Raw genomic sequence first — 24,368 nt, 5'->3', positions numbered from 1 at the left:
CATGAAAGATGCAAAAGTCAGGCTGTATGTAGAGCACCCGCTGGGGGAAGGGCAAACCATTCCTCTGGAGCGGGATCAGGCGCATTATCTTTTCGGGGTGATGCGCCTTGGTGTGGGCGATGCCGTGGCGTTGTTCAACGGGCGCGATGGCGAGTGGCGTTGTGGCGTGGTCGAGGCCGGGAAGCGGCGCGGCGTGCTGGTCTGCGAGGCGCAGACCAAGCCGTTGCAGATGCCGCCCGACCTGTGGCTGATCTTTGCCCCGATCAAGAAGGCGCGCACGGATTTCATCGTGGAAAAGGCCGCCGAGATGGGCGCGGCGCGGATCATGCCGGTGCAGACCGATTTCACCAATTCCGAGCGGATCCGGCAGGACCGGTTGCAGGCGCATGCGGTGGAAGCCGCCGAGCAATGCGGCGGGACATTTGTGCCGGAAGTTGCCGATCTGCAAAAGCTCGACCGGGTGTTGGCGGACTGGCCCGAGGGGCGGCAGTTGATGTTTTGTGACGAGGCCGAGGTGGGAAGTGCCGCGCGGTTGGGTGCGGCTTCTGGCGATCAGTGGGCAATCCTGATCGGGCCGGAGGGCGGATTTTCACCCGACGAGCGGGCGCGTCTCAAAGCCTTGCCGTTTGCCCATGTGGTCAGCCTTGGGCCGCGCATTCTGCGGGCCGACACGGCGGCGGTTGCGGCGATGACCCTTTGGCAGCAGGCGCTGGGGGATTGGGGATGAGTTTCATCCGTCCCGAAGCACGTGCGGCGCTCTTGCGCTGGCGCGAGGCATTGGTCGGACTGGCGGTACTGATGCTTGGCCTGTGGTGGGCCAGCGGGTTCGGGCTTTTGCAGTGGCTGGGCTATGGCGTGACCGTTTTGGGCGTCATCTTCATCATTGCGGGCATTCAGCGTGCCCGGTTTCGCAGCGGGCATGGTGGCCCTGGCGTGGTGCAGGTGGATGAAGGGGCGGTGATCTATTTCGGTCCGCTTGACGGGGGCAGCGTGGCGATGCGCGACCTCACGAGGCTGGCGCTTGATGGGCGATCGCATCCGGCGGTCTGGGTGCTGTCGCAGGCCGGACAGGCGCCGTTGATGATCCCCGTCAATGCCGAGGGCAGTGATGCCCTGTTTGACGCCTTTGCCACCTTGCCGGGTTTGAAGACCGAAGCAATGCTGGCCCGGTTGCAGGAAAAACCGGATCACCCCGTCGTGATCTGGCAGAAATCCGGCGTGCTGTTGCATTGACACTCGGGGAAATTCCCCCCACGACTGCCTGAAGCGAGCGAAAAGGATCGGAGAAAAGCGCATGTCCATCCCTCAGTCCGGCGGCGGGCCGATCGAGCATCACGACCAGTTGGCCGAGTATCTTGAGAGCGGCTGCAAGCCTAAAGACACATGGCGCATTGGCACCGAGCACGAGAAGTTCGGCTATTGCAAGGACACGCATAAACCGCTGCCCTATGAGGGGGAACGGTCGATTCTGGCCGTGTTGCAGGGGCTACGCGATGGCCATGGCTGGGCCCCGGTGGAAGAGGGTGGCAAGCTGATCGGGCTGGAAAAAGACGGCGCCAACGTGTCTCTGGAACCGGGCGGGCAGCTGGAGCTTTCGGGCGCGCCGCTGGAGAACATTCACCAGACCTGTGACGAGGTGAACCAGCACCTTGTCGACGTGAAGGACATTGCCGACAAGATCGGCGTGGGGTTCATCGGGCTGGGCGCGGCGCCGATCTGGAAACATGAAGACATGCCGTTGATGCCCAAGGGGCGTTACAAGCTGATGGATGGCTACATGCAGGAAGTTGGCACCATGGGCACGACCATGATGCGCCGGACCTGCACGGTTCAGGTGAATCTCGATTTCGCGTCCGAAGCCGACATGGTGCAGAAGTTGCGCGTGGCGCTGGCGCTGCAGTCGGTGGCGACCGCGCTGTTTGCCAATTCGCCTTTCCTGGATGGCAAGCCCAACGGGCACAAGAGCTGGCGGTCGCGTGTGTGGCGCGATCTGGACGCGGCCCGCACCGGGACGTTGCCCTTCGTGTTCGAGGACGGGTTCGGCTTTGAATCCTATGTGCAATACGCGCTCGATGTACCGATGTATTTTGTCTATCGCGATGGGAAATACATCAACGCGCTGGGGCAGTCGTTCCGGGATTTCATCAAGGGGGAGCTTCCGGCGCTGCCCGGTGAGACGCCGACGCTGAGCGACTGGGCGGATCACCTGACGACGATTTTCCCCGAGGCGCGGATCAAGAAATACATGGAGATGCGCGGGGCTGATGGTGGCCCGTGGCGGCGGCTGTGTGCGTTGCCCGCGTTCTGGGTGGGCCTGATGTATGATCAGTCCTCGTTGGATGCGGCGTGGGATCTGGTCAAGGGCTGGAACACCGAGATGCGCGAGGGGCTGCGCGTGGCGGCGTCGCGTGACGGGTTGCAGGCGAAGTTCGGCGACGTGAACATGCATGATCTCGCGCGCGAGGTGCTGGCGATTTCGGAAGCGGGCCTGAAGGCGCGGGCGCGGGCCGGGGCGGGTGGTTTGGTCCCGGACGAGACCCATTTCCTCAATGCTTTGAAAGAGAGCGTCGAGAGCGGCAAGGTGCCGGCGGACGAGCTTTTGGAGCATTATGAGGGCGATTGGGGCGGCGATCTGAGCAGGATCTACGACGCCTATAGTTATTGAGCGGGTCGGGGGGCGCTGCCCCCCCGTCGCCCAACGGCGACTCCCCCCGGAGTATTTTTGGCAAAATGAAGGGGGAGGGCCGCGCAGGGCCTATTTCTTGCCGATCTTCGGTTCGGTTCCGGCACGCAGGCGGCGGATGTTTTCGCGGTGGCGCCAGAACACGATCAGGGTGAGCAGGACGCCAAGGAAGAAGGTCTGTGAATGGCCGAGAAAGACCATCCAGATCGTGCTGGTCGCGGCGGCGACGAGGGCAGAGAGCGACGAGATGCGCGTGAGCGCGGCGGTGGCGAGCCATGTCAGGCAGCAGGCGATGCCGACCGGCCAGGCCAGTGCCAGCATGAGGCCAAGGAAGGTGGCGACCCCTTTGCCGCCCTTGAAGGCGAGCCAGACCGGGTAGCAATGGCCGAGAAAGGCCGTCAGGCCAGCCAGTTGGGCGGCATCTTCGCCTGCGACGGCGCGGGCGAGCAGGACGGCGACAGCGCCCTTGCCACCATCCAGAACCAAGGTCAGGGCGGCGGCTTTCTTGGAGCCGGTGCGCAGGACGTTGGTGGCGCCGATATTGCCCGAGCCGATTTCGCGCAGGTTGCCAAGGCCCATGGCGCGGCTGAGGACCATGCCGAAGGGGATCGACCCCAGGAGGTAGCCGAGGGCGGCCCATAGGAGCAGGACAAGGGGGGCGCTTTCGAGGATGGGCATCAGGTTCTCCGGTAGACGGCGTGGCCGCCGACATAGGTTGCCAGCACCTTACCCTGCATGCGCTGGCCGTCAAACGGAGTGTTCTTGGATTTCGACTTGAGCTTGGTGCGGTCGAGGATGAATGGGGCGTCCGGGTCGAAAAGCACGAGATCGGCGGGGGCGCCGGGGGTGAGGCGGCCGGAAGCCAGGCCCAGCCGCTTGGCCGGGTTGAGCGACATGGCGCGCCAGAGTTCCGGCAGGGTGAGGTGTTCCGCGTGATAGAGGCGCATGGCCGCCGGGAGCAGAGTTTCCAGCGCGACGGCCCCGGAGGCGGCTTCCTCGAAAGGCAGGCGTTTGCTCTCTTCGTCCTGGGGTGTGTGCATCGAGGAAATGATGTCGATCAGGCCGGATTTTACCGCCGCGACGACGGCGAGTCGGTCATCTTCAGAGCGGAGCGGCGGCTTGATCTTGAAAAAGGTGCGGTAGTCGGCGACGTCGAGTTCGTTCAGAGTCAGGTGATGAATCGACGTCCCGGCGGTGATGTCGAAGCCGTTTTTCTTGGCGCGTTCCAGCGCGGGCAGCGCGCGGGCGGTGGTGATCTGGTCGGCGTGGTAGCGCACGCCGGTCATTTCCACGAGGGCGATGTCGCGATCCAGCCCCATGCGCTCGGCCATGGGCGACACGGTGGGCAGGCCGCGCAGGGCGGCAAATTTGCCCGACGTGGCGGCGGCCCCCGACGACAGGCCGGGTTCCTGAGGATGCGAGATGATCAGCGCGCCAAGGGCGCGGGCATAGGTCATGGCGCGGGTCAGGACCTTGGTGTTGGTGACGACATGGTCGCAATCGGTAAAGGCCACGGCCCCGGCATCGAGAAGGAAGCCGAACTCGGTCATTTCGCGGCCCTCGCGGCCCTTGGTGAGGGCGGCCATGGGCAATACGTTCACCGGCGCGGCCTCGTTGGCGCGGCGCTCGACGAATTCCAGTGCCTCGGGGGTGTCGGTGGCGGGCAGGGTGTCGGGGCGGGTGATGATGGTGGTCACACCGCCCGCGGCGGCGGCAAGACCGGCGGTCTTGTAGCTTTCCTTGTGGCGCTCGCCCGGTTCACAGACCTTTACGCCGATATCGACGATGCCCGGCGCGAGGCATTTGCCGTTGCAGTCGATGGCTTCGTCTGCTTGGGGCGCATCGCCTGTCCCGCTGGCTGCGATCGTTCCGTTTTCGACCAGCAGCCAGCCGGAGGCGTCGGTGTTGGCTTCGGGGTCGATCAGGCGGGCGTTGGTGAAGAGCGTGCTCATGTCTTGTCTCTTTCCGGGTCTGCGGATTTCTGGCGGTCGATGTCCTGCACCTCGCGCATCAGACGCAAGACGTTGCGTCCGTCGGGGATGCGTTCGAAGCCGATCTTGGTGCGGCTGACACCGTGTTTTTTCGTTTGGGTGATCTTTTCGGCGTAATGGATGGTCGCGAGGTCTTCGTCGTAGAAGGAAAACACCGTGCCCGCGTCGATCGGGTAGAAGTCGAGCTTTTTGCCCTTGAAGGGGATGTCGGTGGCAATGAAGGCGCGTTTGTCGGTGAGCGTGTACCATGTGTGCCGACGTCGCCATGTGGGCCAGAAGACCGGGCCGAGAGCGATGGCGATGCCGACGCCGAAATGCAAAAGGCCGAACATCCAGAAGAAACCGCCTGCCAGCGATGCCATGACCATCCAGAACAGCGCGAACCCGGCAAAGAACAGGCCGAAGATCAGCGGGAAAACAGCCCCCCAGTCAAAGGCGAACGCGCCGTCGGGGCGTCCCTGCCAGAGGATTTTCTCGCCCGGATCGAGGATACCGTCCCAGCCGTCGCTCATGGGTGCCCCCCGACGCTAGCGCGCTGGATCGCGGCGATGGTGGCCTTGGGGGCAGCCTGATACTTGATCAGGTATTTGTCGCCGGAATGGGTGACGATCTGGACCACGGAGCCCAGCGTGTTGAGTTGCTTGATACTGCCCAGTGGGATGGCGCGGGTCATCGGGCCAAGGATGCGCTGGTTGGTAAGGTCCCAGCGTTCGGAGAGGGCCTCGGACATGAGGTAGAAGGCGCGCACGGCAACCGCCGCGAGGCCGCCCACGGCGCCGGTCCAGACGTAAGGGTTGCCCAGAAGCCAGAGGATGACCATGCCCGCGCCCATGGCGACGGCGGCCATCCACGTATTGGTGCGCACATAGGTGGCGCGGTCGGCGCGGAAGCTTTGCAGCACTTCTTCTCCGTCAGCGAGCGGGGTGGTTGGGGTCATGGAGGGGCTCATTTGAGAACTCCGTAGAAGATCAGACCGATGATGATCGCGGCAAGCGGCAGGGCAAGAATGGCCAGAAGCACGTTGAGATGCGGATTGGGCTTGGCCGGTTCGGGGGCTGCGCCGGAGACCGGGGCGCCGGAGGCTGCTGCGCTGGGCAGTTTTTCGTAGATCACGGGCGGGCTGTCTTCGGCGAAGCTCCCCAGATGGGTGACGCCGGGGCCGGGGGTGAGCGTGGCCGCCTTGCCGCCAAAGGCGCGCGAATAGAGGATCAGGACCGGGCCGTCAAAAGCGTTGAGGCGCATTTTGGCGGCTGCGAGGGTTTCTTCGGCCACGCCGCCGCCGTCGCGCAGGTAGCCTGCGAGTCCCAGTTCCCCGAGCACGTCGGTTTCGAAGATTTCAAACCCGCCCTCTTCGAGCCAGTCGAGGCCGACCAGCATGGCGACGGTGGCCTGCGGGCTGGGGTCGGTCTTGCCGGGATTGGTGAGGCGGGCAAGGTCGCGCTCGGGCATGTCGAGCGCAAAGACGCGGACCATGCCGCGTTCCTGCTCTGCGACAGAGAGCGCGCTCATCCGGCCACCCAGATCATCACACCCACCAGCGCGAACATCACGATCAGCGCCACCATGGCGACCATGCCGGAGGCGCGGGGGTCTTTGGGGTCTTCGCCGCTCATACCATCACCCGAGGTTTGGCGCGGGCCTCGTGCAGGTTGCGGGCGAGGAGGTCCATCGCGGCCATGCGGACGGCGACGCCCATTTCGACCTGTTCCTGAATGACAGAGCGGTTGATGTCGTCGGCGATCTCGCCGTCGATCTCGACACCGCGGTTCATGGGGCCGGGATGCATGACGATGGCATCCGGCTTGGCATAGGAGAGTTTCTCGGCATCCAGCCCATAGCGGTGGTAATATTCGCGTTCGGAGGGGATGAAGCCGCCATCCATGCGTTCTTTCTGAAGGCGCAGCATCATCACCACGTCGACGTCGCGCAGGCCCTCGCGCATGTCTTCGTAGACCTCGGCGCCGAACTCGGCGAATTGCGCCGGGACAAGCGTGGGTGGGCCGACAAGGCGGATGCGGTTTTCCATTTTGCCCAATAGGATCAGGTTGGAGCGGGCGACGCGGGAATGGGCGATGTCACCGCAGATGGCGATATTCAGGCGGTGCAGGCGGCCTTTGGAGCGGCGGATGGTCAGCGCATCGAGCAGCGCCTGCGTGGGGTGTTCGTGGCGTCCGTCACCGGCGTTGAGTACCGCGCAGTTCACCTTTTGCGCCAAGAGGTCGACCGCGCCGGAATGCGGATGGCGCACGACCAGCAGGTCGGGATGCATGGCGTTCAGTGTCATCGCCGTGTCGATCAGGGTTTCGCCCTTTTTGATCGAGCTGGCCTGCATCGCCATGTTCATCACGTCCGCGCCAAGGCGTTTGCCGGCGAGTTCGAAGCTGGCCTGGGTGCGTGTGGAGTTTTCAAAGAACATGTTGACCTGTGTCAGGCCGGAAAGCGCGTCGGAGTGTTTCTGTTCGCGCCGGTTCAGATCGGCATATTGATCTGCGAGGTCCAGAAGCGTGGTAATCTCGGTCGGGTGCAGCGGTTCGATTCCGAGAAGGTGCTTTTGGCGGAAGGTCATGGGCCGTCACTCCGTGGCTGAACTCAATCGCTTATAAGAAGGGCGCGCGCGGGGAGCAAGGTGGGGAGAGGGGGCCAGCCTCCTCGTTTGAAAATGCAGGCATTTTCAAACCCACCCCCGGGATACTTTGGGCAAAAGGAAATAGAGGCCGGGGCGGGGTCAGCCGCGCCAGGTGACCAGATCGTCCAGCGGCGCACGTTCGGTGCGGAACTTGTTGGCGGGGTGATCGGTGTCGGAATAGCCGAAAGAGATCGCCGCGAGCACTTTGAAGTCTTCTGGAATGTCGAAAAAGGCACGTACCTCGTTGGCGTAGAAGGCAAGGGCCGCTTGCGGGATGGTGGCGATGCCCTGTGATTGCGCGCTGAGGCAAAAGGCGGTGATGAAGCCGCCGCAATCAAGCGCGCCATAGGTGCCAAGCTCGCCCGCCGAGGCGATGAGGGCCACGTGGGGGGCGCCGAAGAAGCGGTAGTTTTCGCGCATCTGGGCGCTGCGGGCTGCGCGGTCGCCGCGTCCGATGCCGACAGCTTCGTAAAGTTGCAAGCCGCAGGTGCGGCGGCGTTCGAGATGGGCGCCGGTATAGCCTGTGGGCGGGTCGAAATCGCAGGACGAGGACTTGGTGTCGAAAGCGTCGAGCATGATTGTGCGGAAGGCTTCGGTCTGGTCGCCGCTGGTCAGGTAGATTTTCCACGGTTGCGCGTTGCACCAAGAGGCGGCGCGACCCGCATCGGTGAGAATGGTTTCGATCACGTTGCGCGGCACCGGATCAGGGCGGAAGGCGCGGCAGGAGTGGCGGGCGTGCAGGAGGTCTTGCAGGACGTCATGGGCGGTCATTTTGGGGTTCGGGGCCTGTTACTGGTTCTGGGCGATGATATAGCCAATTCCAGCGGCTGCAATGGCCCCGAGCAGGACGGCGAAGGCGATTTTCCACGCCGACCATGGGCGTTCGCCCTGAACGCGGCCGGTCTGGCCATTGACGACGAAACGGTAGGATTTGCCGCGGTACTTGTAGGCGGCCATCCAGACCGGAAGCAGGATGTGCTTGAAGGTCACGTCGCTGACCTTGGTGGAAATCTGGTGGATGCGCTGGCGGTCGCCGCCGATGTCAAAGGCCACGTCGCGACGGATCACGGCGTCCATATGAGCGCGGGCGTGATCATAGCCGTCTTCAAGGGCGATCGTGTAGCCTTCGGCCTGGAACCCGGCGAGGTATTCAGGGCTGTAGGGTTCGAGCGCGGAGAGATCCCAGGGCTGGAGCGCGTCGGTATAGGATTTGGGCAGGGCGCGGGAGGCCAGCACCAGCACGTCGTCAAACCAGCGTTTGACCCGGCCAGAGGCCGGGGTCCAGCGGATTTTCTGGACCTGTTTCTGCACGCGCTTGCCGTCCTGCATGACGGTTTGGGTGACGTAGTAGATGGTGCCGCGTTCGCCGGAATAGCTCGATTTCGTATCGGCGTCATAGGTCCAGTAGGGGACGTAGATGCCATCCATCTTGCGCCCTTTGCGGGCATATTCCTTGAGCCCGCTTGGTGCGAACCAGAGCCTGCCCAGCCAGTCATTCATGGCCTTGTGGGCCGTGCGTTCGTCAAGCTGGAAGGGCAGCACGGCGCGCGGCTTGATCAGGCGGTGGGTGCCGGTGTCGACCACGACGGGCGTCGCGCAGAAGGGGCATTCCGTGGCGTGGGTGTCGCCGTCAAAGGTGACATGCGCGGCGCAGTTGGGGCAGGTCGAGATGCGGGTTTCGACGATCTCGGCCTGTGGCAGTTGATCGGCCAACGCCTGTCTGAAATCGAGTTCCGTGATCGCGGCGGCGCGGTCGCCCTGTTCCATGGGTTCCTCGTGGCCGCAATGATCGCAGACCAGCTTGGCCTCGCGCGGGGCAAAGCGGTAGTCGGCGCCGCATTGGGGACAGGGAAAACGGTGGGTTTCCTGTGGGGCGGGCGGCGGTGTGGCGGACATGAGGCGGGTTTCCGGGGGAAAGTTCCATGGGGGTAATGAAAGCAGGATCAGAGGTATTTGTGCAAGGCCCTGGGAACCATGATGCGCAGGGCGTTGTCCTTGAGGACAAAATGCCGCCAGAGGTGGAACGCGATATGGGCGATGATCAGGACAAGCAGGGTGTTGAAGGCAATCTCGTGCACTTCCTCGGCCAGCTTGTGCAGGCCCTTGGGCGCGGTTCCGGGGGTGATCGGCAGCACGCCGAAGGCGCGGATCATGAAGGGCGCGGCCAGCCCCGTGAGGGCGCCAGTGGCGACCATGATCGGCAAGCCGTATTGCAGGGCCTTGTGCGAGAGGCTGTGAAAGCGTTTGCCCCAGCCGGGCAGCTTGGGACCGGGGCGACCGGCAAGGCCCTTGGACCAGAACATGCCCATCCAAAGCGCGGTGACAAGGCCAAGCAGCATCCCCATGCCCGCATGGGTGGAGAGGGCGGCGCCCTTCTGGGCCGCGCCGCGCACCTCTTCGGGTTCCACGAGAAAGAAATAGAGGATCAGACCGGCGGCGAGCCAATGCAGCCATTTCAGGAGTGTGCGACGGGTCACGGGGCGGTCTCCGATGGTTGGGGCAGGTGGGCGACGATTCGGAATTCGACGCGTGCGCCGGGGCGGCGCAGCTTGGCCACCTCGACGGCGGTCCATGCGGGCAGGGGCTCGTGCAAAATGGCACGCAGGCGGGTGTCGACCGCGGAAAAATCCGCGTCGATATCGGTGTGATAGCTGGTCAATTCGACCACCGAGCCAGCCGTACCGCCCGCCGTTCTCAGGATTTCGAGCACCTTGGCGAGGGCGATGTCAGTCTGTTCAGCGGCGGTGTCAGGCATCGTCCCATCCGCCCGGCCGCCCGTGGCGCCAGTCAGGAACAGGAAATCACCCGCCCGCACAGCCGGAGAGAAGCCCGAGGCGGCGACGGCGTCGCGCAGCGCCTCGGGCACGATTACATCACGCAAGGCTCAGGCTCCGGGGGGCGGGGGCGGCAGGATGGTGAAGAGCTGCGCCAGTTCGGCCACGTCCTCGGCATATTTCCAGCCGTCCTGACCCGCGGTCCAGACATGGGTTTCGCGGGTGAGTTCCCCGGCGGCGGCCATGCGCCCCAGGGCGGCCTTGGAGAAAGGACCGCGGGTCTGGCCGTTTTCGGCGATGTGCCAGACATGTTCGACCGGAGGTGGCGGGGGCGGGGCCGCATGGGTGGCTTGCGGCGCGGGTGCCGCGCTGGGGCGGGCGCCCCACGGACCGGTATTGGCCATCTGTTGCGCCATGGCCATGCCCATCCCGGCGCCCAGCCCGGCAGCCATGCCGGAATTGGGTGTCTGGGCGGCGGCGGTCATGGCTTCGGCGGCAGAGAATTGCGTGTATTTGCCAAGATCGCCCACGATGCCCATCGAGGTGCGCTTGTCCATCGCCTCTTCGACGGCGGGGGGCAGGGAGATATTCTCGATGTAAAGTTCAGGCATGGAGAGGCCGTATTCCGCCAGTGTGGGCGAGATTTCCGCCGCGACCAGCTTGCCCAGATCGGCGGTGTTGGCGGCCATGTCCAGAACCGGGATGCCGGAACCGGCGATCACGCGGGAAAATTCCTGCACGATGATATTGCGGATCTGGAACGAGATTTCGTCCATGGTGAATTCGCCGTCGGTGCCGACGATCTCGGTCAGGAAGCGGGCCGGGTCGATCACGCGGATCGCATAGGTGCCATAGGCGCGCAGGCGGACCGGGCCGAACTCGGGGTCGCGCGCCATGATCGGGTTCTTGGTGCCCCATTTCAGATCGGCAAAGCGCGTGGTGTTGACGAAGTAGATTTCCGATTTGAACGGGCTTTTGAAGCCGTGATCCCAGTGTTGCAGGGTGGTCATGATCGGCATGTTGTTGGTCTCGAGCATGTAGAGACCGGGGGTGAAGACATCCGCAAGCTGGCCTTCGTGCACGAACACGGCGGCCTGTCCTTCGCGCACGGTCAGCTTGGCGCCGTACTTGATCTCGTGGCCTTCACGTTCGAACCGCCACACAAGCGTGTCGCGGGTGTCGTCGACCCAGTGAATGACGTCGATGAATTCGCCGGTGAGAAAATCGAAAATGCCCATGGGAGAGAGTCCTTTCGGGTGGTCCTGAATTCAGTATATGCGACCCGTCTGTTCGCGGGCCAGTATGTGAATGACGGGGCGGGCCTGTTCCAGTGGCATGCCGATGGCGAGCCGGTCGTCGTAAAGCATGGACAACAGCATCTCGTCATGGGTAGTCAGGAAGGCGAACTCGTCATCATCGTTGAAGATCGAGGGGCGGGCCTCGGGGCTGTCATTGGCGAGGCCCAGACCCTGCGCGATTTCCTCGTGGATGCAGGATTTGCGCATGAGGTCGGGATGCTCGGCACGGATCAGGGCGATAGCGGTGGTATAGTTGCCCGCGTTGTTGTCCGAGGAGAAGGCGGCCACGAGGCAATGGATATTGCGCGGCACATCCTGGAACAGGGCGCGGGTCGAGGCATTGGCGCCGGGCACGATCTGGCGCAGGCGGGCGTCGATCGTTGGGTTGTCGTCGGCGCTCATCACGAGGACATGGAAGTTGGGGCGACGCGCGGACATGGTGATCGGATGGCCGGTGATGTTGGCAAGGCGGGGGACATAGGCGTTCACCGTGGCCTTGTCGGTGGCGCGGATGGATTCGGGCACCGAGGGGCCGAATTCGACATTGACGCGCACCGGACCGGACCAGCGGCGCAGGGTTCCCGCGCGCCCGTTCGACGCACGCAGACCCCGGTTCAGGGCGTATTCATCATAAAATGCGATGCGTTCGAAATTGCGGGCCAACATGTCCGGGGTAAAGGGCGTGTCCGGTCCGCCGCCATCGGTGCGTAACAAGCCCCGCGCCAGCAGGTCGGATTGCACATGCGCATAGTAGTTGCGCAAGGATTCGCTCGCCTGCGAGGGCTTGGCCGGCGCCGGGGCCACCGGTTTGGGCGTGGTTGTTGGCACGCTGTCGCAAGCGACCAGCGCGCCAAGGGCCATTGTTGCCAATATGGTCGCGAGGGGCCTCACGCCTTGGGCACAGCCCCGGCCGTGGTGTCCCCCAGCCCGGTCTGACGTGCCTTGGCGGCGGCCAGCGTGTCGCGCAATTCGGCCTCCATCTTCTTCATCTCCTCTTCGGCGGCGGCGCGGCGCGCCTTGCCTTCGTCGGCAATCTGGAGGCTTTCGTTGATGGTGGCAATCAGGTCGGCATTGGCCTGTTTCACGGCCTCGATGTCGAATACGCCGCGCTCCATCTCTTCGCGCACCATCTTGTTGGTGTCGCGCAGGTTCTTGGCGTTCGAGGTTAGAAGTTCGTTGGTCAGGTCATTGGCGTCGCGCACGGCCGCCGCCGCCTCGGCGCTGCGCTGGATGGTGACGGCCTGTGCCAGCTGGGTTTCCCAGAGCGGTACGGTATTGACCAGCGTCGAATTGATCTTGGTCACGAGCGACTTGTCGTTTTCCTGCACAAGGCGGATCGAGGGCAGGGATTGCATGGTCACCTGACGGGTCAGCTTGAGGTCATGCACCCGGCGTTCGAGATCGTCGCGAGCGGCGCGCAGATCACGCAGTTCCTGTGCCTTCATGACCTGCGCGTTTTCATCCGCTTCCTGCACGGCGGCTTCGGCGGCGGGGATGTCAGTGGCGTCGAGATCGGCGATCTTGGCTTCGCCCGCGGCGATATAGAGCGCCAGTTCGTCGTAGAAATTCAGTGTCTTGTCATAGAGCAGGTCAAGCGACTTGATGTCTTTCAGCAGCTTGTGCTCGTGGTTCAGCAGGTTGTCGGTGATCTTGTCGATCTGGCCCTGAACTTCTTCGTAGCGGGCGGTGAACTTGGCAAAGGGCGCGGCGCGGCCCAGCAGCTTTTCCCAGAAGGAGCGTTCACGGCGCACGTCGAGTTCGGAGACGGAAAAACCGCGAATTGTGGTGACGATGTTGCGCAGGCTGTCCCCGGCGGGGCCGACATCCTTGTTGCGCACATCCTGCAGCATGGCCTGACTGATCTCCTGAAGCTCGGCCTGTGCGCCGGAGCCGAAGGACACGATCGAGTTGGTGTCGTTCATGTCGAGTTCCGCAATGCGCCTGGTGATTTCGGCGCTGAGCGGCGCGTCGGCCTGTTCGAGCGGCACGATGGCGTCGGCGTCAACCGGTTCCGCGAGTTCCACGGCGGTCACGGTTTCCAGCTCGGCAAGGGCAGCTTCGGCCTTCTGGCGGGTGGTGTCGGACATGGGGTTCCCCTTTCTGAAAGGATTAGCGCACGCCTTCGCGTTGCAGGCGTTCGCGCAGAACGTCGATTTCAACGGTCAGGTCGCTGCGGTCATCAAGCAGCAGTTTCTGGTTGCGGGAGGCGAAATTCTCTTCGAGGTCATCGAGCAGCTCCTCGTAGTCGGCGCGGGCTTCGGCGTTGCGGGTGCGGGCATAGATGTCGGCGAATTTGACCGTCGCGTCACGCGCACCAAGCAGGTAGACGCCAAGATAGCGGCGGGCCGCCGTGAGGTCGCGCGGATCGTTCTCGACGGTGCGAAAAAGCGCGCGGGCGGCTTGTTGGAAGCGCTCGACGCGCCCCTCCAGCGTGCGGTCGCCGGCGCGTTTGATGGCATCGGACATGGCGCGCAGGTGATCTTCGGCCTCATCCACGGCACGGGCAACGCGGTCGGTCTGAAACAGGTCGACACCTTCGAGCCCCTTGTTGCGCATCGGGTCGGGGCCGAAGGCAAGGAAATGCAGGACCGTGCCGACGATGCCATAGGCCAGAGGCGCAAGGAGATCACCGCTGGAGGCAAATCCCGCCACGGCAAGACCGGCCCCGGTAAGCAGGGAACCGAGGATCTTGCGCGGCAGGGCGGGGCGGCGGGCCACCTTGCGCGCCTCGTATGCCTCTTGCGCGAGGAGCCCCTCGCGGGTCAGCCACGCAGCCAGAAGCAGGGTGCCAAGGGCGGCGAGGTTGAGCACCAGCGCGGAAGGGCCATTGCCAAAAGCCTGCCAGATCAGCGGAAGCGGGGCGAGGAACAACAGGTTGACGCGCCCCCCGGCACGGCTGCGCCGCGCGCCCTGAAAGGCTTCGGGCTGGGGCGTGCTGTCGGGGCTGTATTTCCCGCCGAATTTTTGCGCCATCACACGCCTCCTGCGATCGACACATAGAGGATGAGGATGACAAGAAGAACAAACGAAAGCTTTTGTAATCCGGTTCCGGACATGCGTTTGCCCCTTTGTTGAATCCGTTAGAAATCTAGGAACTATGGGGCGGAATGGCTAGGGGGAAGTTTGCGGCGTCCGCGTCAGCAGCGGGAATCCCCGGCCCGCGCCGCGCCCGCTTTTTGCGCAAGATGCCTTTTCCTTCTCAATGCTCGAAAATACCCCGGGGGTGAATTGAGCCGCAGGCTCAAGCGGGGGCTGGCCCCCGCATCCCGATTGTCCCGGTCGCGCGCCTAGTAATGCGGCGGGCGTTCATCCCCCAAAACCACCCCACCGGTGCCTTCGGCTTCGCGGCTGGCTTCGCGTTCGAGAAGCAGGGCGACGCGGCGGGTCAGGAGGGCGATTTCCTGATCCTGACGGGCGACCACGTCGCTGAGGTCTTCGACGACGCGGATCAGGTGGGCGATCTGTTCTTCAAGCTTTTCCATGAGGTGTGGCTAGCCCCGGCGCGCGGGCGCGTCAAGCGACGCGGCGTTTTGTTTGCGTGGGGGCCACGCGGCGTGCTGGGGTTGGTGGGGGAGGACAGGACATGACGATCAGCTTGGAAACGGTGGGCCGGGTGCGGGTGGTGACGATCCATCGCGCCGAGGCGCGCAATGCGGTGAACCCGGAGACGGCGCGGGCGCTGTTCGAGGCGTTCTGCGCCTTTGAGCGGGACGATGCGGTCGATGTCGCTGTGTTTACAGGTGCCGGGGGGCATTTCTGCGCGGGCTATGACCTCAAGGCCGCCGCCGGGGGCGATAGCGCGGATTGGCTGTCGCAGGTGCAGATGCCGGACGATTGGGTGGACGCGGCGGCGCAGCCCTTGCCGGGGCCGATGGGTCCGTCGCGGCTTTTGTTGACGAAGCCGGTGATCGCCGCCGTGGAGGGCTATGCCGTGGCCGGGGGGATCGAGCTGGCGGCGTGGTGTGACATGCGGGTGGCGTCCGAGAGCGCGGTGTTCGGAGTGTTATGTCGTCGCTGGGGCGTGCCATTGATTGATGGCGGGACCGTGCGCCTGCCGCGTCTCGTTGGGCAGGGGCGGGCCAGTGACCTGATCCTGACCGGGCGCCCCGTGGGGGCTGTCGAAGCGCAGGCGATGGGGTTGGCGGATCGGGTGGTGCCGGAGGGGCAGGCCCTAGCGGCGGCGCTGGACCTGGCCGAGGGGCTGGCGCGGTTTCCGCAGGCCTGTATGCGGGCGGATCATGTGTCGGCGCGTCTTTCCGGTGTTGAGCTGGCGTCGGCGCTGCGCCGGGAATGGGCGTCTTTCGCGGCGTTTGCCGCCGAGGGGGCGGCCGGGGCGGCGCGATTTGCGTCCGGAAAAGGCCGCGGCGGCAGTTTTGGTGACATCTGAAGCAGGGGGCTGTCTGCCCCCCCCCGGTTTCCAAACGGGGTTTGGAAACGCTCCCCCCGAGGGTATTTGTGGAAAAGAAAGTGGCGGGTCGGCGTATGTCTCGGGGTGGTGTGAAAGGCCGTAATGAACCAGATGCCGTGCGCCAGTGATGGTGACGCCATCGAGGTGCGACGCGGGCTGGAGCGGCTTTTTGGAGCAGGATTCCCCGTGTGACGTATTTCGTCATGCTTGCGCGTCTCGATCCCGGAGCGCCTTCGGGTCAGTGATTTTTCGGGCTGGAACGCGGGGCGAAAGCGGGTCTGCGACAGAGGGTTTGCTTGCCCCTGTGCGGGGCTTTGGGTAAAGGCGTGGGCGACCGCATTCCGAAGGGACCTGTGCCATGGCCAAAGTGAAGAAAGCCCCCCGCCCCAAGGCGATCACGCCCAAGGGGTTCCGCGACTATTTCGGCGCCGAAGTGAGCGAGCGTGCCGAGATGCTGCATCAGATTGCCGGGGTGTATCATCGCTATGGGTTCGAGGCGTTGGAATCGAGCGCGGTGGAGACCGTCGAGGCGCTGGGCAAGTTTCTTCCCGACGTGGACCGCCCCAACGAAGGTGTCTTCGCGTGGCAGGAATCGGATGAAGACGGAAACGGCGACTGGATGGCGCTGCGCTATGACCTGACGGCACCTTTGGCGCGGGTTTATGCGCAGCACCGCAATGATTTGCCGACCCCCTATCGTCGTTATGCGATGGGTCCGGTGTGGCGCAATGAAAAGCCCGGACCCGGTCGATATCGCCAGTTTTATCAATGTGATGCGGACACCGTGGGTACGGCGAGCATGGCCGCCGACGCCGAGATTTGCGCAATGCTGTCCGATACGCTGGAGACCGTCGGCATTCCGCGCGGGGATTACCTTGTGCGGGTGAACAACCGGAAGGTCCTGAATGGTGTTCTGGAAGCGATGGGCTTGCCCGAGGGGGAAGGCGCGCGCGATAACGTACTGCGCACCATCGACAAGTTCGACAAGGTGGGTGAGCAGGGCGTGCGCGAGTTGCTGACCAAGGGGCGGTTGGATGCGTCGGGCGCGTTTATCGACGGTGTCGGGCTGAGCGAGGATCAGGCGGAGCCGGTGATCGCCTTCCTGACCTCGAAAGCCGACGACGTTGCCAAGACCTTTGCCAACCTGCGCGGTGCTGTCGGTGAGTCCAAAATTGGCGCCGAGGGGATTGCCGAGTTGGAACAGATTGGCGAGTTGCTGGCTGCGGGTGGCTATGGGGCGGACCGGATCGAGATTGACCCCAGCGTCGTGCGGGGTTTGGGCTATTACACTGGGCCGGTTTACGAGGCCGAGCTGACGTTCGAGATTTTCGACGAGAAAGGGCGCAAGCGTCAGTTCGGGTCGGTCTCGGGCGGTGGGCGTTACGATGACCTCGTGAAACGATTTACCGGGCAGGCGGTGCCTGCGACGGGGGTGTCGATCGGCGTGGATCGCCTGTTGGCGGCGTTGCGTGAGAAGGGCCGGATCGGTGGCGCGGTCAAGGGGCCGGTGGTTGTGACCGTGATGGATCGCGACCGGATGGCGGATTATCAGGCGATGGTGGCGGAGCTGCGCAATGCGGGCATTCGCGCCGAGGTGTATCTTGGCAACCCGAAGAACTTTGGCAACCAGCTCAAATACGCCGACAAGCGCAACTCGCCGGTTGCCGTGATCGAAGGCGGGGATGAGAAGGACCGGGGCGTGGTGCAGATCAAGGACCTTATCCTTGGGGCCAAGATTGCCGAGAGCGCCACGTTGGAAGAATGGAAAGAGCGCCCGAGCCAGTTCGAAGTGGCGCGTGGTGATCTTGTGGCCAAGGTGCGCGAAATCTTGGAAGGGCAGGACGACTGATGCCTCAGAAAGCGGAAATCCGGGCCCGCGCAGCCGCGCTGCGCGATGGGTTCGAGGCGGCCGGGGCGAAACCGGTGGAAACGGCGATCCTGCAACCGGCCGAAGTGCTTCTCGATCTTTATGGCGAGGACATCCGGGCGCGGGCCTATGTGACGAGCGACGCATTGCGCGGCGAACAGATGCTGCGCCCCGACTTTACGGTGCCGGTGGTGCAGATGCACATGGCGCACGGGGCGGAGCCGGCGCGTTATACCTATGCGGGCGAGGTATTTCGTCGTCAGGAAGACGACCCGGACCGGGCCAACGAATACATGCAGGTCGGATACGAGGTGTTTGACCGGGAGAACCCGGCGGCAGCGGATGCCGAGGCCTTTGCCGTCATTCAGGACGCGCTGAAGGGCGTGAACCTGCGTGCGGCGACGGGGGATATCGGTATCCTGACGGCGGCTGTGCGCGGGCTGAACACGACCGAGCGGCGCAAGCAGGCGCTGTTGCGCCATGTGTGGCGGCCGCGGCGGTTCCGGGCTTTGCTGGACCGGTTTTCCGGGCGCAGTGCCGTGCCCGCCAGTCGCGCGGCGTTGCTGGCACATCCGGACCCGATGGCGCATGACTTTCCTGATATCGGGATGCGCTCTCAGGATGAAGTGGCTGCACGGATCGCGGCGTTGCGCGAGGATGCCGAAGCCGCGCCGATCAGCGCGCGGGAGGTCGGGTTGATCGACACGCTGCTGAACGTGCGCGAAACCCTGCCCTATGCGCTTGAGCACATTCGCGATCTGGCGGTGGATATGCCTGCGATCACCGAGGCGATGTTTCGTCTGCAGGAACGGATCGAGGCGCTGGCGGCGCGGGGCGTCGATGTGGCGAACCTTGAGTTCGAAGCCAGCTATGGGCGCACGTCGATGGAATATTACGATGGGTTTGTCTTTGGTTTTTACGTGCCGGGACGTCCCGACCTGCCGCCGCTGGCATCGGGGGGGCGGTATGACGCGCTGACCCGCGTGCTGGGGCAGGGCAGCGAGATTCCGGCGGTGGGCGGGGTGATCCGTCCGGGCCTGTTGGTCGAACTGGAGGCCGGGGCATGAGTATCAAGCTGGGTGTGCCGTCCAAGGGGCGGTTGATGGAAAAGACCTTTGACTGGTTCAAGGCGCGCGGTGTGGAGTTGTCGCGGACCGGTTCGGACCGGGAATATGCCGGGGCTGTCGAGGGCATCGACGGGGTGGACCTCGTGCTGTTGTCGGCGGGGGAAATTCCGCGCGAACTGGCGGCGGGGCGCATTCATCTGGGCGTGACGGGGACGGACCTTGTCCGCGAAAAGCTGGGCCGCTGGGAACAGCAGGTGGAAGAGATCGAGCCATTGGGCTTTGGTCAGGCCGACCTGATCATCGCGGTGCCGGGGTGCTGGGTTGATGTGGACACGCTGGACGATCTGGATGCGGCGGCGGCGGCGTTCCGGGCGCGGCACGGGTTTCGGCTCAGGATCGCGACCAAGTATCACCGGCTGGTGCGGGAATACCTGCGCGACAACGGCGTGGCCGATTACCAGCTTGTCGACAGTCAGGGCGCGACCGAAGGCACGATCAAGAACCTGACCGCAGAGGGCGTTGCGGATATCACCTCGACCGGGGAAACATTGCGGGCCAATCACCTCAAGATCCTGTCGGACGGTCCGATCCTGCGGTCGCAGGCGACGCTGTGGCGGAGCCGGGTGGCCGACGTATCGGACATGGAAAAGGCAACGTTGCGCGCGTTGTTGGACCGGTTGGGATAGGGTTGCCTGCGCGGCTTAGAGTACCCCGATTTCGGCGAGGGCCCTGTTCAGGTCATCGGGCAGGGCGTCGTCGCTTTCGCGGGACTTGGGGAGGTCCGGGGGGCTGTCTTCGGGTTTGAGATAGCGCCAGCCCTGGAAGGGGCGTTTGAGGGCGGAGACGGTGCGGTGGAGCTCGGGGTCGAGCACGATGGCGCAGCGGCGGATGCCGTCCGCGCCGATCACCTCGTCCAGGCGCAGGATGCGCTGGCGGCACTGGATCGCGCCCTTGATGACCCAATAGATCGACCCACCGCGCAGGATTTCGGCCTCGCGTTTGGGCCACATGCGGGTGACGTGGCGGGGCAGGCCATCTTCGCTTTGGGCGGCGCGAGTCGCTTGCCAGTCGGCAAGGGTCTCGACGCTTTCCGAGCCGACCGACAATTTCACCAGATTCACGATGTTATCCACAGAGTCCCCCACAGATTAGGGCGCATATGGTAGTGGATTTGGGTCGGCATTCAAGGTATTGTGTATCTCCGCGCCCATGGGTGCGTATCCCGCTTGCCACCAAAACTGCCAGACTACCGACCGAGGATCCCCGCATGAGCCGATTTGCTGCCCCAATCGCCGAACAAATTTGGGACATGAAATACCGTTTCAAGAAGGCCGATGGCGCGCCGATTGATCTCAGCGTCGAGGACAGCTGGCGCCGGATCGCGCGGGATCTGGCGAAGGTGGAGAAAGAGCCCGAGGTCTGGGAAGAGCGATTCTATTCCGCGCTTGAAGATTTTAAATACCTTCCCGCAGGCCGGATCACCGCCGGAGCGGGTACGGCGCGCAACGTGACTCTGTTCAACTGTTTCGTGATGGGCACGATTCCCGACAGCATGGCGGGCATCTTCGACATGCTGAAGGAGGCCGCGCTGACCATGCAGCAGGGCGGCGGCATCGGCTATGATTTTTCGACCATCCGCCCGCGTGGCGCGGATGTGATGGGTGTGGCGGCGGATGCCTCGGGGCCGCTGTCGTTCATGGATGTGTGGGACGCGATGTGCCGCACCATCATGAGTGCCGGGAGCCGTCGCGGTGCGATGATGGCCACCATGCGCTGTGACCACCCGGATATCGAGCAGTTCATCACTGCGAAGTCCGACCCGGCGCGCCTGCGCATGTTCAACATGTCGGTGCTGGTCACGGACGCCTTCATGGAGGCGGTCAAGGCGGATGGACCGTGGGAGCTGAAGTTCGGCAACAAGGTCTATCACACGGTTCAGGCGCGGAATCTTTGGAACAAGATCATGCAGTCGACCTATGATTATGCCGAGCCGGGAGTGATTTTCATCGACCGGATCAACGCGATGAACAACCTCAACTATGTCGAGACCATCGCCGCGACGAACCCCTGTGGCGAACAGCCGCTGCCGCCCTACGGCGCCTGCCTTCTGGGGTCGATCAACCTTGCGCGGCTGGTGAAGAACCCGTTTGAGGGGGACGCGGCGCTGGATGAGGTGGAGTTGAGCGAGCTGGTCGCGACCGCCGTGCGGATGATGGATAACGTGGTCGACGCGTCGAAATTCCCGCTGCCCGAACAGGCTGCGGAGGCGCAGGCCAAGCGGCGGATCGGACTGGGGGTGACCGGGCTGGCGGATGCGCTGCTGATGCTGGGCCTGCGCTATGGCAGCGAAGACGCGGCGGCGCAGACCGAAGCGTGGATGAAGGCGATTGCGCGGGCGTCTTATCTGGCGTCGGTGGAGCTGGCCCGCGAAAAGGGCGCTTTCCCGCTGTTTGACAAGGAGAAATACCTGTCGGGCGGGTTGGTTGCGCAAATGGATGAGGACGTAAAGGCGGCGATTGCCGAGCATGGCATCCGCAACGCCCTGCTGACCTCGATTGCGCCGACCGGGACGATCTCGCTTTATGCCGGGAACGTGTCATCAGGGATCGAGCCGGTCTTTGCCTATGCCTATACGCGCAAGGTGCTGCAAAAGGATGGATCGCGCACCGAGGAAGAGGTGGTCGATTACGCGGTGCAGATGTGGCGTGACAAGTTTGGCGACCGCGAGTTGCCCGAGTATTTCGTGAATGCCCAGACGCTGGAACCGTCGGCCCATGTGCGGATGCAGGCGGCGGCGCAGAAATGGATCGATTCCTCAATCTCCAAGACGATCAACTGCCCCGAGGACATCAGCTTTGACGCGTTCAAGGATGTCTACATGCAGGCATGGGACACGGGCTGCAAAGGCTGTACGACCTATCGCCCCAACGATGTGACCGGATCGGTTTTGGCCGTGAGCGAGAAAGAGGATCAAGCGCCGGGCGAGAACCCCGCCGATCACGTCGCGGATTCAGGCGAAGTGATCTACATGTCCGAGCCGCTGGAGCGGCCGCAGTCGCTGGAGGGCGCGACCTACAAGCTTAAATGGCCCGATAGCGAGCACGCGATTTACCTTACGGTGAATGATGTGATCATCAACGGCCATCGCCGCCCGTTCGAAGTGTTCATCAACTCCAAGAACATGGAGCATTACGCGTGGACGTTGGCGCTCACCCGGATGATTTCGGCGGTGTTCCGGCGCGGGGGCGATGTGTCTTTCGTGGTCGAGGAGCTGAAGGCGGTGTTTGACCCGCGCGGCGGGGCGTGGATGGAGGGGAAATACATCCCGTCGATCCTCGCCGCGATTGGCGGCGTGATTGAGCGCCACATGATTGCCATCGGGTTCATCGAGGGTGAGGGCATGGGGCTCAAATCCGACCCGCAGGCGCAGGTGATGGCCGTAGGCGAAGCGCCACGCGGCAAGGCCTGCCCGAGCTGTGGTCAGTTTGATCTGCAAATGGTCGAAGGCTGCATGACCTGCATGAGCTGCGGCCATTCGAAATGCGGGTGAGCGGCTAAATATGTCTTTGTGTGTGGCATTGCGCGCTGTGTAATCGACGCGTGATGCCATGTGCGGTCCGTTTCAACCCGAATAGGTGATCGCCAGCACTTGGCGTGGGCTGCGGCGCTCCATCAGGCGACGGCGGGCGAGGTCGAGCTTCAGACGGGCGACCTCCATGCGCTCCATCGCGCGGTGGCGTTCGTCGTACAGGCGGCGGATGCGCGAGCCGGGATGGCCGATGCGCCAGACATTGTGGTCAATCACGTCAGGGACAAGGACGCGCGCGTCTTCGAGTGCGCGGCGCAGGGACAGGTCAGCCACCATGTAGGCGCGGGACGCATGGATCACCATGCGACGGCGGGCTTTCAGATCGGGATGCATTGCGGACCTCCTTTTCTGTCAGGCGCGTTCGGCGCGCGCCATATCTCGAGTGTAGAAAGCGAGTCCGAATTGCGTCAAGAAACGCTTGTGTGACGGGGCAGGATGCGCTGTTTCCCGCTTCTCAGCCGGAGCGTTTGCGACGATACCGTTTTTGCAGGAGTTGCCCGCGCATCGTTGCAGTGCCCACGAGGTCAAGCATCAGAGGGTGATCGAGCGGGCCAAAAAGGCGGGTGCCACCGCCAAGCAGCAATGGGAACTCGGTGATGATCACTTCGTCAATAAGATCATCGCGCAGGAAGTTCTAAATCGTGGCGCCGCCGTCGATATAGAGTGTTTCGTGGCCGAGCTGGCGCGCGATCCGGGTGATTTCAGCGGGTGTGCCGCTGGCAAAGCGGACATGGTCCTCAAAGCCATCGGGGGCGATGGTCTGGGAGTTGGAGAGGATCAGACCGGGTTTGGGATAGGGCCAGCCTATGCCGAACCCAACCACGGATTCAAACGTGACCCGCCCCATGACCACGGCATCGACGCGCTCCATGAAGGCGGCAAAGCCGCCGTCGTCGCCATCCGGGTTGGGAACGCTTTCCAGCCAGTCCAAGCCGCCGTTCTTGTCAGCGATGAAACCATCAAGGCTGGTTGCGATGAAAACGATATTGGGCATGGCGGAAACCTTCGGCATCTGTCGCTGATACTGGTCAGGCTAGGGCGATAGCGCGGTGGCCACAAGAAAAGAGGCCGCCCAGGGGCGACCTCTGTTTTACTGCGGAATGAGGCGGAATCACGCGAAGCTTCGTTCGATCCGGTCCAGCGTGCGCATGGCGTCGAGCACGTCATGCACCGTGCCGTTGGGTTCGCGCCCTTCCTTGATCGCGGCGATGAACTCGCGGTCGATCAGTTCGATGCCGTTGTTGGACACAGCCACGTCCGACAGGTCAATCGGGTTCTCGTTGCCGTCATAAAGGTCGTCATAGCGCGCGATATAGGTGCCGTTGTCACAGATATAGCGGAAGAACGTGCCGAGCGGCCCGTCATTGTTGAACGACAGCGACAGGGTGCAGATCGCGCCTGATGGGGTCTTCATGCCTATCGCCATGTCCATCGCGATGCCAAGCTCGGGGTGGTGTGGGCCTTCGAGGCCGAACGCCTGCGACGCGGTTTCGCCGGTCTGGTACTGGAACAGGTCGACGGTATGGCAGGCATGGTGCCACAGCAGGTGATCGGTCCAGCTGCGCGGTTCGCCCTTGGCGTTCATGTTGGAGCGGCGGAAGAAATAGGTCTGCACGTCCATCTGCTGAATCTTAAGCTCACCCGCCGCGACCTTGTTGTGAATCCACTGATGCGAGGGATTGAAACGACGCACCTGCCCGGCCATGGCCAGAACGCCGGTTTCCTTTTGCACGCGGCAAATCTCTTCGCTGTCTTCCAGCGAGTCGGCCATGGGAATCTCGATCAGTACCGGCTTGCCCGCCGTCATGCAGGCGATGGCCTGTTCGGCGTGCACTTGCGTGGGCGTGGCGAGGATCACCGCGTCGACGTCGTCGCGGGCGAGGCATTCGTCGAGCGTGGTGGCGGCGTGGGGAATGCCGCGTTCGGCGGCGAGGGCCTCGATCTTGGCCTTGGTCGGACCCATGACCGAGGTCACGGTGACCTCGTCAATCGCGGCTAGCGCGTCAAGATGTTTGATTCCAAAGGCGCCGTATGCGCCAGCTACGCAGAGTCTCATGCTTTGGTC

The 24,368-nt window shown here is 63.7% G+C and carries 28 protein-coding genes; 8 read left to right on the top strand and 20 right to left on the bottom strand.

Annotated features, from left to right (window positions below):
- Position 1 precedes the first annotated feature (1 nt).
- The 3 genes from ACS3QZ_RS11055 to ACS3QZ_RS11045 all read left to right on the top strand — a co-directional run bounded on the left by ACS3QZ_RS11055 (position 2) and on the right by ACS3QZ_RS11045 (position 2,665).
- A complete protein-coding gene (locus ACS3QZ_RS11055; protein ID WP_456037872.1) occupies positions 2–727 on the top strand; it encodes a 16S rRNA (uracil(1498)-N(3))-methyltransferase in 726 nt (241 codons plus the stop codon).
- On the top strand, positions 724–1,233 hold the full coding sequence (locus ACS3QZ_RS11050) for a hypothetical protein (RefSeq protein WP_456037871.1): 510 nt from the start codon (positions 724–726) through the stop codon (positions 1,231–1,233). The genes ACS3QZ_RS11055 and ACS3QZ_RS11050 overlap by 4 nt, the downstream gene beginning before the upstream one ends.
- Before the next feature lie 61 nt (positions 1,234–1,294).
- Entirely contained in the window at positions 1,295–2,665 is a 1,371-nt protein-coding gene (locus ACS3QZ_RS11045) for a glutamate--cysteine ligase (protein ID WP_456037870.1), read from the top strand.
- A 90-nt stretch (positions 2,666–2,755) separates the two neighbouring features.
- On the opposite strand, the gene plsY is transcribed toward ACS3QZ_RS11045, so the two are convergent.
- The 15 genes from plsY to ACS3QZ_RS10970 form a co-directional block, all read right to left on the bottom strand.
- On the bottom strand, positions 2,756–3,361 hold the full coding sequence (gene plsY / locus ACS3QZ_RS11040) for a glycerol-3-phosphate 1-O-acyltransferase PlsY (protein WP_456037869.1): 606 nt from the start codon (positions 3,359–3,361) through the stop codon (positions 2,756–2,758).
- Complete coding sequence (gene pyrC, locus ACS3QZ_RS11035; RefSeq protein WP_456037868.1) at positions 3,361–4,635, bottom strand: dihydroorotase; 1,275 nt, start codon at positions 4,633–4,635, stop codon at positions 3,361–3,363. Before pyrC ends, plsY begins: the two co-directional genes overlap by 1 nt.
- Positions 4,632–5,186 (bottom strand): aspartate carbamoyltransferase catalytic subunit, encoded by a 555-nt coding sequence (locus ACS3QZ_RS11030; RefSeq protein WP_456037867.1) that lies wholly within the window; start codon positions 5,184–5,186, stop codon positions 4,632–4,634. Before ACS3QZ_RS11030 ends, pyrC begins: the two co-directional genes overlap by 4 nt.
- The gene (locus ACS3QZ_RS11025) at positions 5,183–5,611 is read right to left on the bottom strand and encodes a hypothetical protein (protein WP_456037866.1); all 429 of its coding nucleotides are present in this window, start codon (positions 5,609–5,611) and stop codon (positions 5,183–5,185) included. Before ACS3QZ_RS11025 ends, ACS3QZ_RS11030 begins: the two co-directional genes overlap by 4 nt.
- 8 nt (positions 5,612–5,619) lie before the next feature.
- On the bottom strand, positions 5,620–6,183 hold the full coding sequence (locus ACS3QZ_RS11020; protein ID WP_456037865.1) for a hypothetical protein: 564 nt from the start codon (positions 6,181–6,183) through the stop codon (positions 5,620–5,622).
- A 100-nt stretch (positions 6,184–6,283) separates the two neighbouring features.
- Positions 6,284–7,240, bottom strand: a complete 957-nt coding sequence (locus tag ACS3QZ_RS11015; protein WP_093091043.1) for an aspartate carbamoyltransferase catalytic subunit — start codon at positions 7,238–7,240, stop codon at positions 6,284–6,286.
- Between the two features lie 159 nt (positions 7,241–7,399).
- Positions 7,400–8,071 (bottom strand): nitroreductase, encoded by a 672-nt coding sequence (locus ACS3QZ_RS11010; protein ID WP_456037864.1) that lies wholly within the window; start codon positions 8,069–8,071, stop codon positions 7,400–7,402.
- A gap of 18 nt (positions 8,072–8,089) precedes the next feature.
- Positions 8,090–9,196, bottom strand: a complete 1,107-nt coding sequence (locus ACS3QZ_RS11005) for a TFIIB-type zinc finger domain-containing protein (protein WP_456037863.1) — start codon at positions 9,194–9,196, stop codon at positions 8,090–8,092.
- 47 nt (positions 9,197–9,243) lie between these two features.
- Positions 9,244–9,777: a cytochrome b gene (locus ACS3QZ_RS11000; protein WP_456037862.1), complete on the bottom strand. Its 534-nt coding sequence runs from the start codon at positions 9,775–9,777 to the stop codon at positions 9,244–9,246.
- Entirely contained in the window at positions 9,774–10,181 is a 408-nt protein-coding gene (locus tag ACS3QZ_RS10995; protein ID WP_456037861.1) for a Rid family hydrolase, read from the bottom strand. Before ACS3QZ_RS10995 ends, ACS3QZ_RS11000 begins: the two co-directional genes overlap by 4 nt.
- A gap of 3 nt (positions 10,182–10,184) precedes the next feature.
- On the bottom strand, positions 10,185–11,312 hold the full coding sequence (locus ACS3QZ_RS10990; RefSeq protein WP_456037860.1) for an SPFH domain-containing protein: 1,128 nt from the start codon (positions 11,310–11,312) through the stop codon (positions 10,185–10,187).
- Between the two features lie 30 nt (positions 11,313–11,342).
- Entirely contained in the window at positions 11,343–12,233 is an 891-nt protein-coding gene (locus ACS3QZ_RS10985) for a DUF2927 domain-containing protein (protein WP_456039333.1), read from the bottom strand.
- Positions 12,234–12,259: 26 nt separating this feature from the next.
- Positions 12,260–13,459, bottom strand: a complete 1,200-nt coding sequence (locus ACS3QZ_RS10980) for a toxic anion resistance protein (protein ID WP_456037859.1) — start codon at positions 13,457–13,459, stop codon at positions 12,260–12,262.
- Positions 13,460–13,481: 22 nt separating this feature from the next.
- Positions 13,482–14,345, bottom strand: coding sequence for a 5-bromo-4-chloroindolyl phosphate hydrolysis family protein (locus tag ACS3QZ_RS10975; protein WP_456037858.1), 864 nt, complete (start codon positions 14,343–14,345; stop codon positions 13,482–13,484).
- Positions 14,346–14,659: 314 nt separating this feature from the next.
- Entirely contained in the window at positions 14,660–14,854 is a 195-nt protein-coding gene (locus ACS3QZ_RS10970; RefSeq protein WP_456037857.1) for a SlyX family protein, read from the bottom strand.
- A 101-nt stretch (positions 14,855–14,955) separates the two neighbouring features.
- Between ACS3QZ_RS10970 and ACS3QZ_RS10965 the strand changes: the two genes are divergently transcribed.
- The 4 genes from ACS3QZ_RS10965 (at position 14,956) to hisG (ending at position 19,400) form a co-directional block, all read left to right on the top strand.
- Complete coding sequence (locus tag ACS3QZ_RS10965; RefSeq protein ID WP_456037856.1) at positions 14,956–15,759, top strand: crotonase/enoyl-CoA hydratase family protein; 804 nt, start codon at positions 14,956–14,958, stop codon at positions 15,757–15,759.
- 379 nt (positions 15,760–16,138) lie between these two features.
- A complete protein-coding gene (gene hisS / locus ACS3QZ_RS10960; RefSeq protein WP_456037855.1) occupies positions 16,139–17,629 on the top strand; it encodes a histidine--tRNA ligase in 1,491 nt (496 codons plus the stop codon).
- Positions 17,629–18,714 (top strand): ATP phosphoribosyltransferase regulatory subunit, encoded by a 1,086-nt coding sequence (locus tag ACS3QZ_RS10955; RefSeq protein WP_456037854.1) that lies wholly within the window; start codon positions 17,629–17,631, stop codon positions 18,712–18,714. Before hisS ends, ACS3QZ_RS10955 begins: the two co-directional genes overlap by 1 nt.
- Positions 18,711–19,400, top strand: a complete 690-nt coding sequence (gene hisG, locus ACS3QZ_RS10950; RefSeq protein WP_456037853.1) for an ATP phosphoribosyltransferase — start codon at positions 18,711–18,713, stop codon at positions 19,398–19,400. The genes ACS3QZ_RS10955 and hisG overlap by 4 nt, the downstream gene beginning before the upstream one ends.
- Before the next feature lie 15 nt (positions 19,401–19,415).
- Here the strand turns inward: hisG and ACS3QZ_RS10945 are convergent, their stop codons facing one another.
- Positions 19,416–19,847, bottom strand: a complete 432-nt coding sequence (locus ACS3QZ_RS10945) for a DUF1489 family protein (RefSeq protein WP_456037852.1) — start codon at positions 19,845–19,847, stop codon at positions 19,416–19,418.
- Positions 19,848–19,981: 134 nt separating this feature from the next.
- Between ACS3QZ_RS10945 and ACS3QZ_RS10940 the strand changes: the two genes are divergently transcribed.
- The gene (locus tag ACS3QZ_RS10940; protein WP_456037851.1) at positions 19,982–22,264 is read left to right on the top strand and encodes an adenosylcobalamin-dependent ribonucleoside-diphosphate reductase; all 2,283 of its coding nucleotides are present in this window, start codon (positions 19,982–19,984) and stop codon (positions 22,262–22,264) included.
- A gap of 72 nt (positions 22,265–22,336) precedes the next feature.
- Here the strand turns inward: ACS3QZ_RS10940 and ACS3QZ_RS10935 are convergent, their stop codons facing one another.
- The 4 genes from ACS3QZ_RS10935 to ACS3QZ_RS10920 all read right to left on the bottom strand — a co-directional run bounded on the left by ACS3QZ_RS10935 (position 22,337) and on the right by ACS3QZ_RS10920 (position 24,359).
- Positions 22,337–22,636 carry a hypothetical protein gene (locus tag ACS3QZ_RS10935; protein ID WP_456037850.1) on the bottom strand — a complete coding sequence of 100 codons (300 nt, stop codon included), beginning with the start codon at positions 22,634–22,636 and terminating at the stop codon, positions 22,337–22,339.
- A 121-nt stretch (positions 22,637–22,757) separates the two neighbouring features.
- On the bottom strand, positions 22,758–22,931 hold the full coding sequence (locus tag ACS3QZ_RS10930; protein ID WP_456039332.1) for a dihydrofolate reductase family protein: 174 nt from the start codon (positions 22,929–22,931) through the stop codon (positions 22,758–22,760).
- 6 nt (positions 22,932–22,937) lie between these two features.
- The gene (locus ACS3QZ_RS10925) at positions 22,938–23,297 is read right to left on the bottom strand and encodes a dihydrofolate reductase family protein (RefSeq protein ID WP_456037849.1); all 360 of its coding nucleotides are present in this window, start codon (positions 23,295–23,297) and stop codon (positions 22,938–22,940) included.
- Between the two features lie 117 nt (positions 23,298–23,414).
- The gene (locus ACS3QZ_RS10920; protein ID WP_456037848.1) at positions 23,415–24,359 is read right to left on the bottom strand and encodes a Gfo/Idh/MocA family oxidoreductase; all 945 of its coding nucleotides are present in this window, start codon (positions 24,357–24,359) and stop codon (positions 23,415–23,417) included.
- Between the last annotated feature and the right edge of the window lie 9 nt (positions 24,360–24,368).

The organism is Shimia sp. W99, assembly GCF_053851455.3.
Note: the sequence above shows the minus strand (reverse complement) of the source record. Positions and strands in the feature narration are given on the sequence as shown.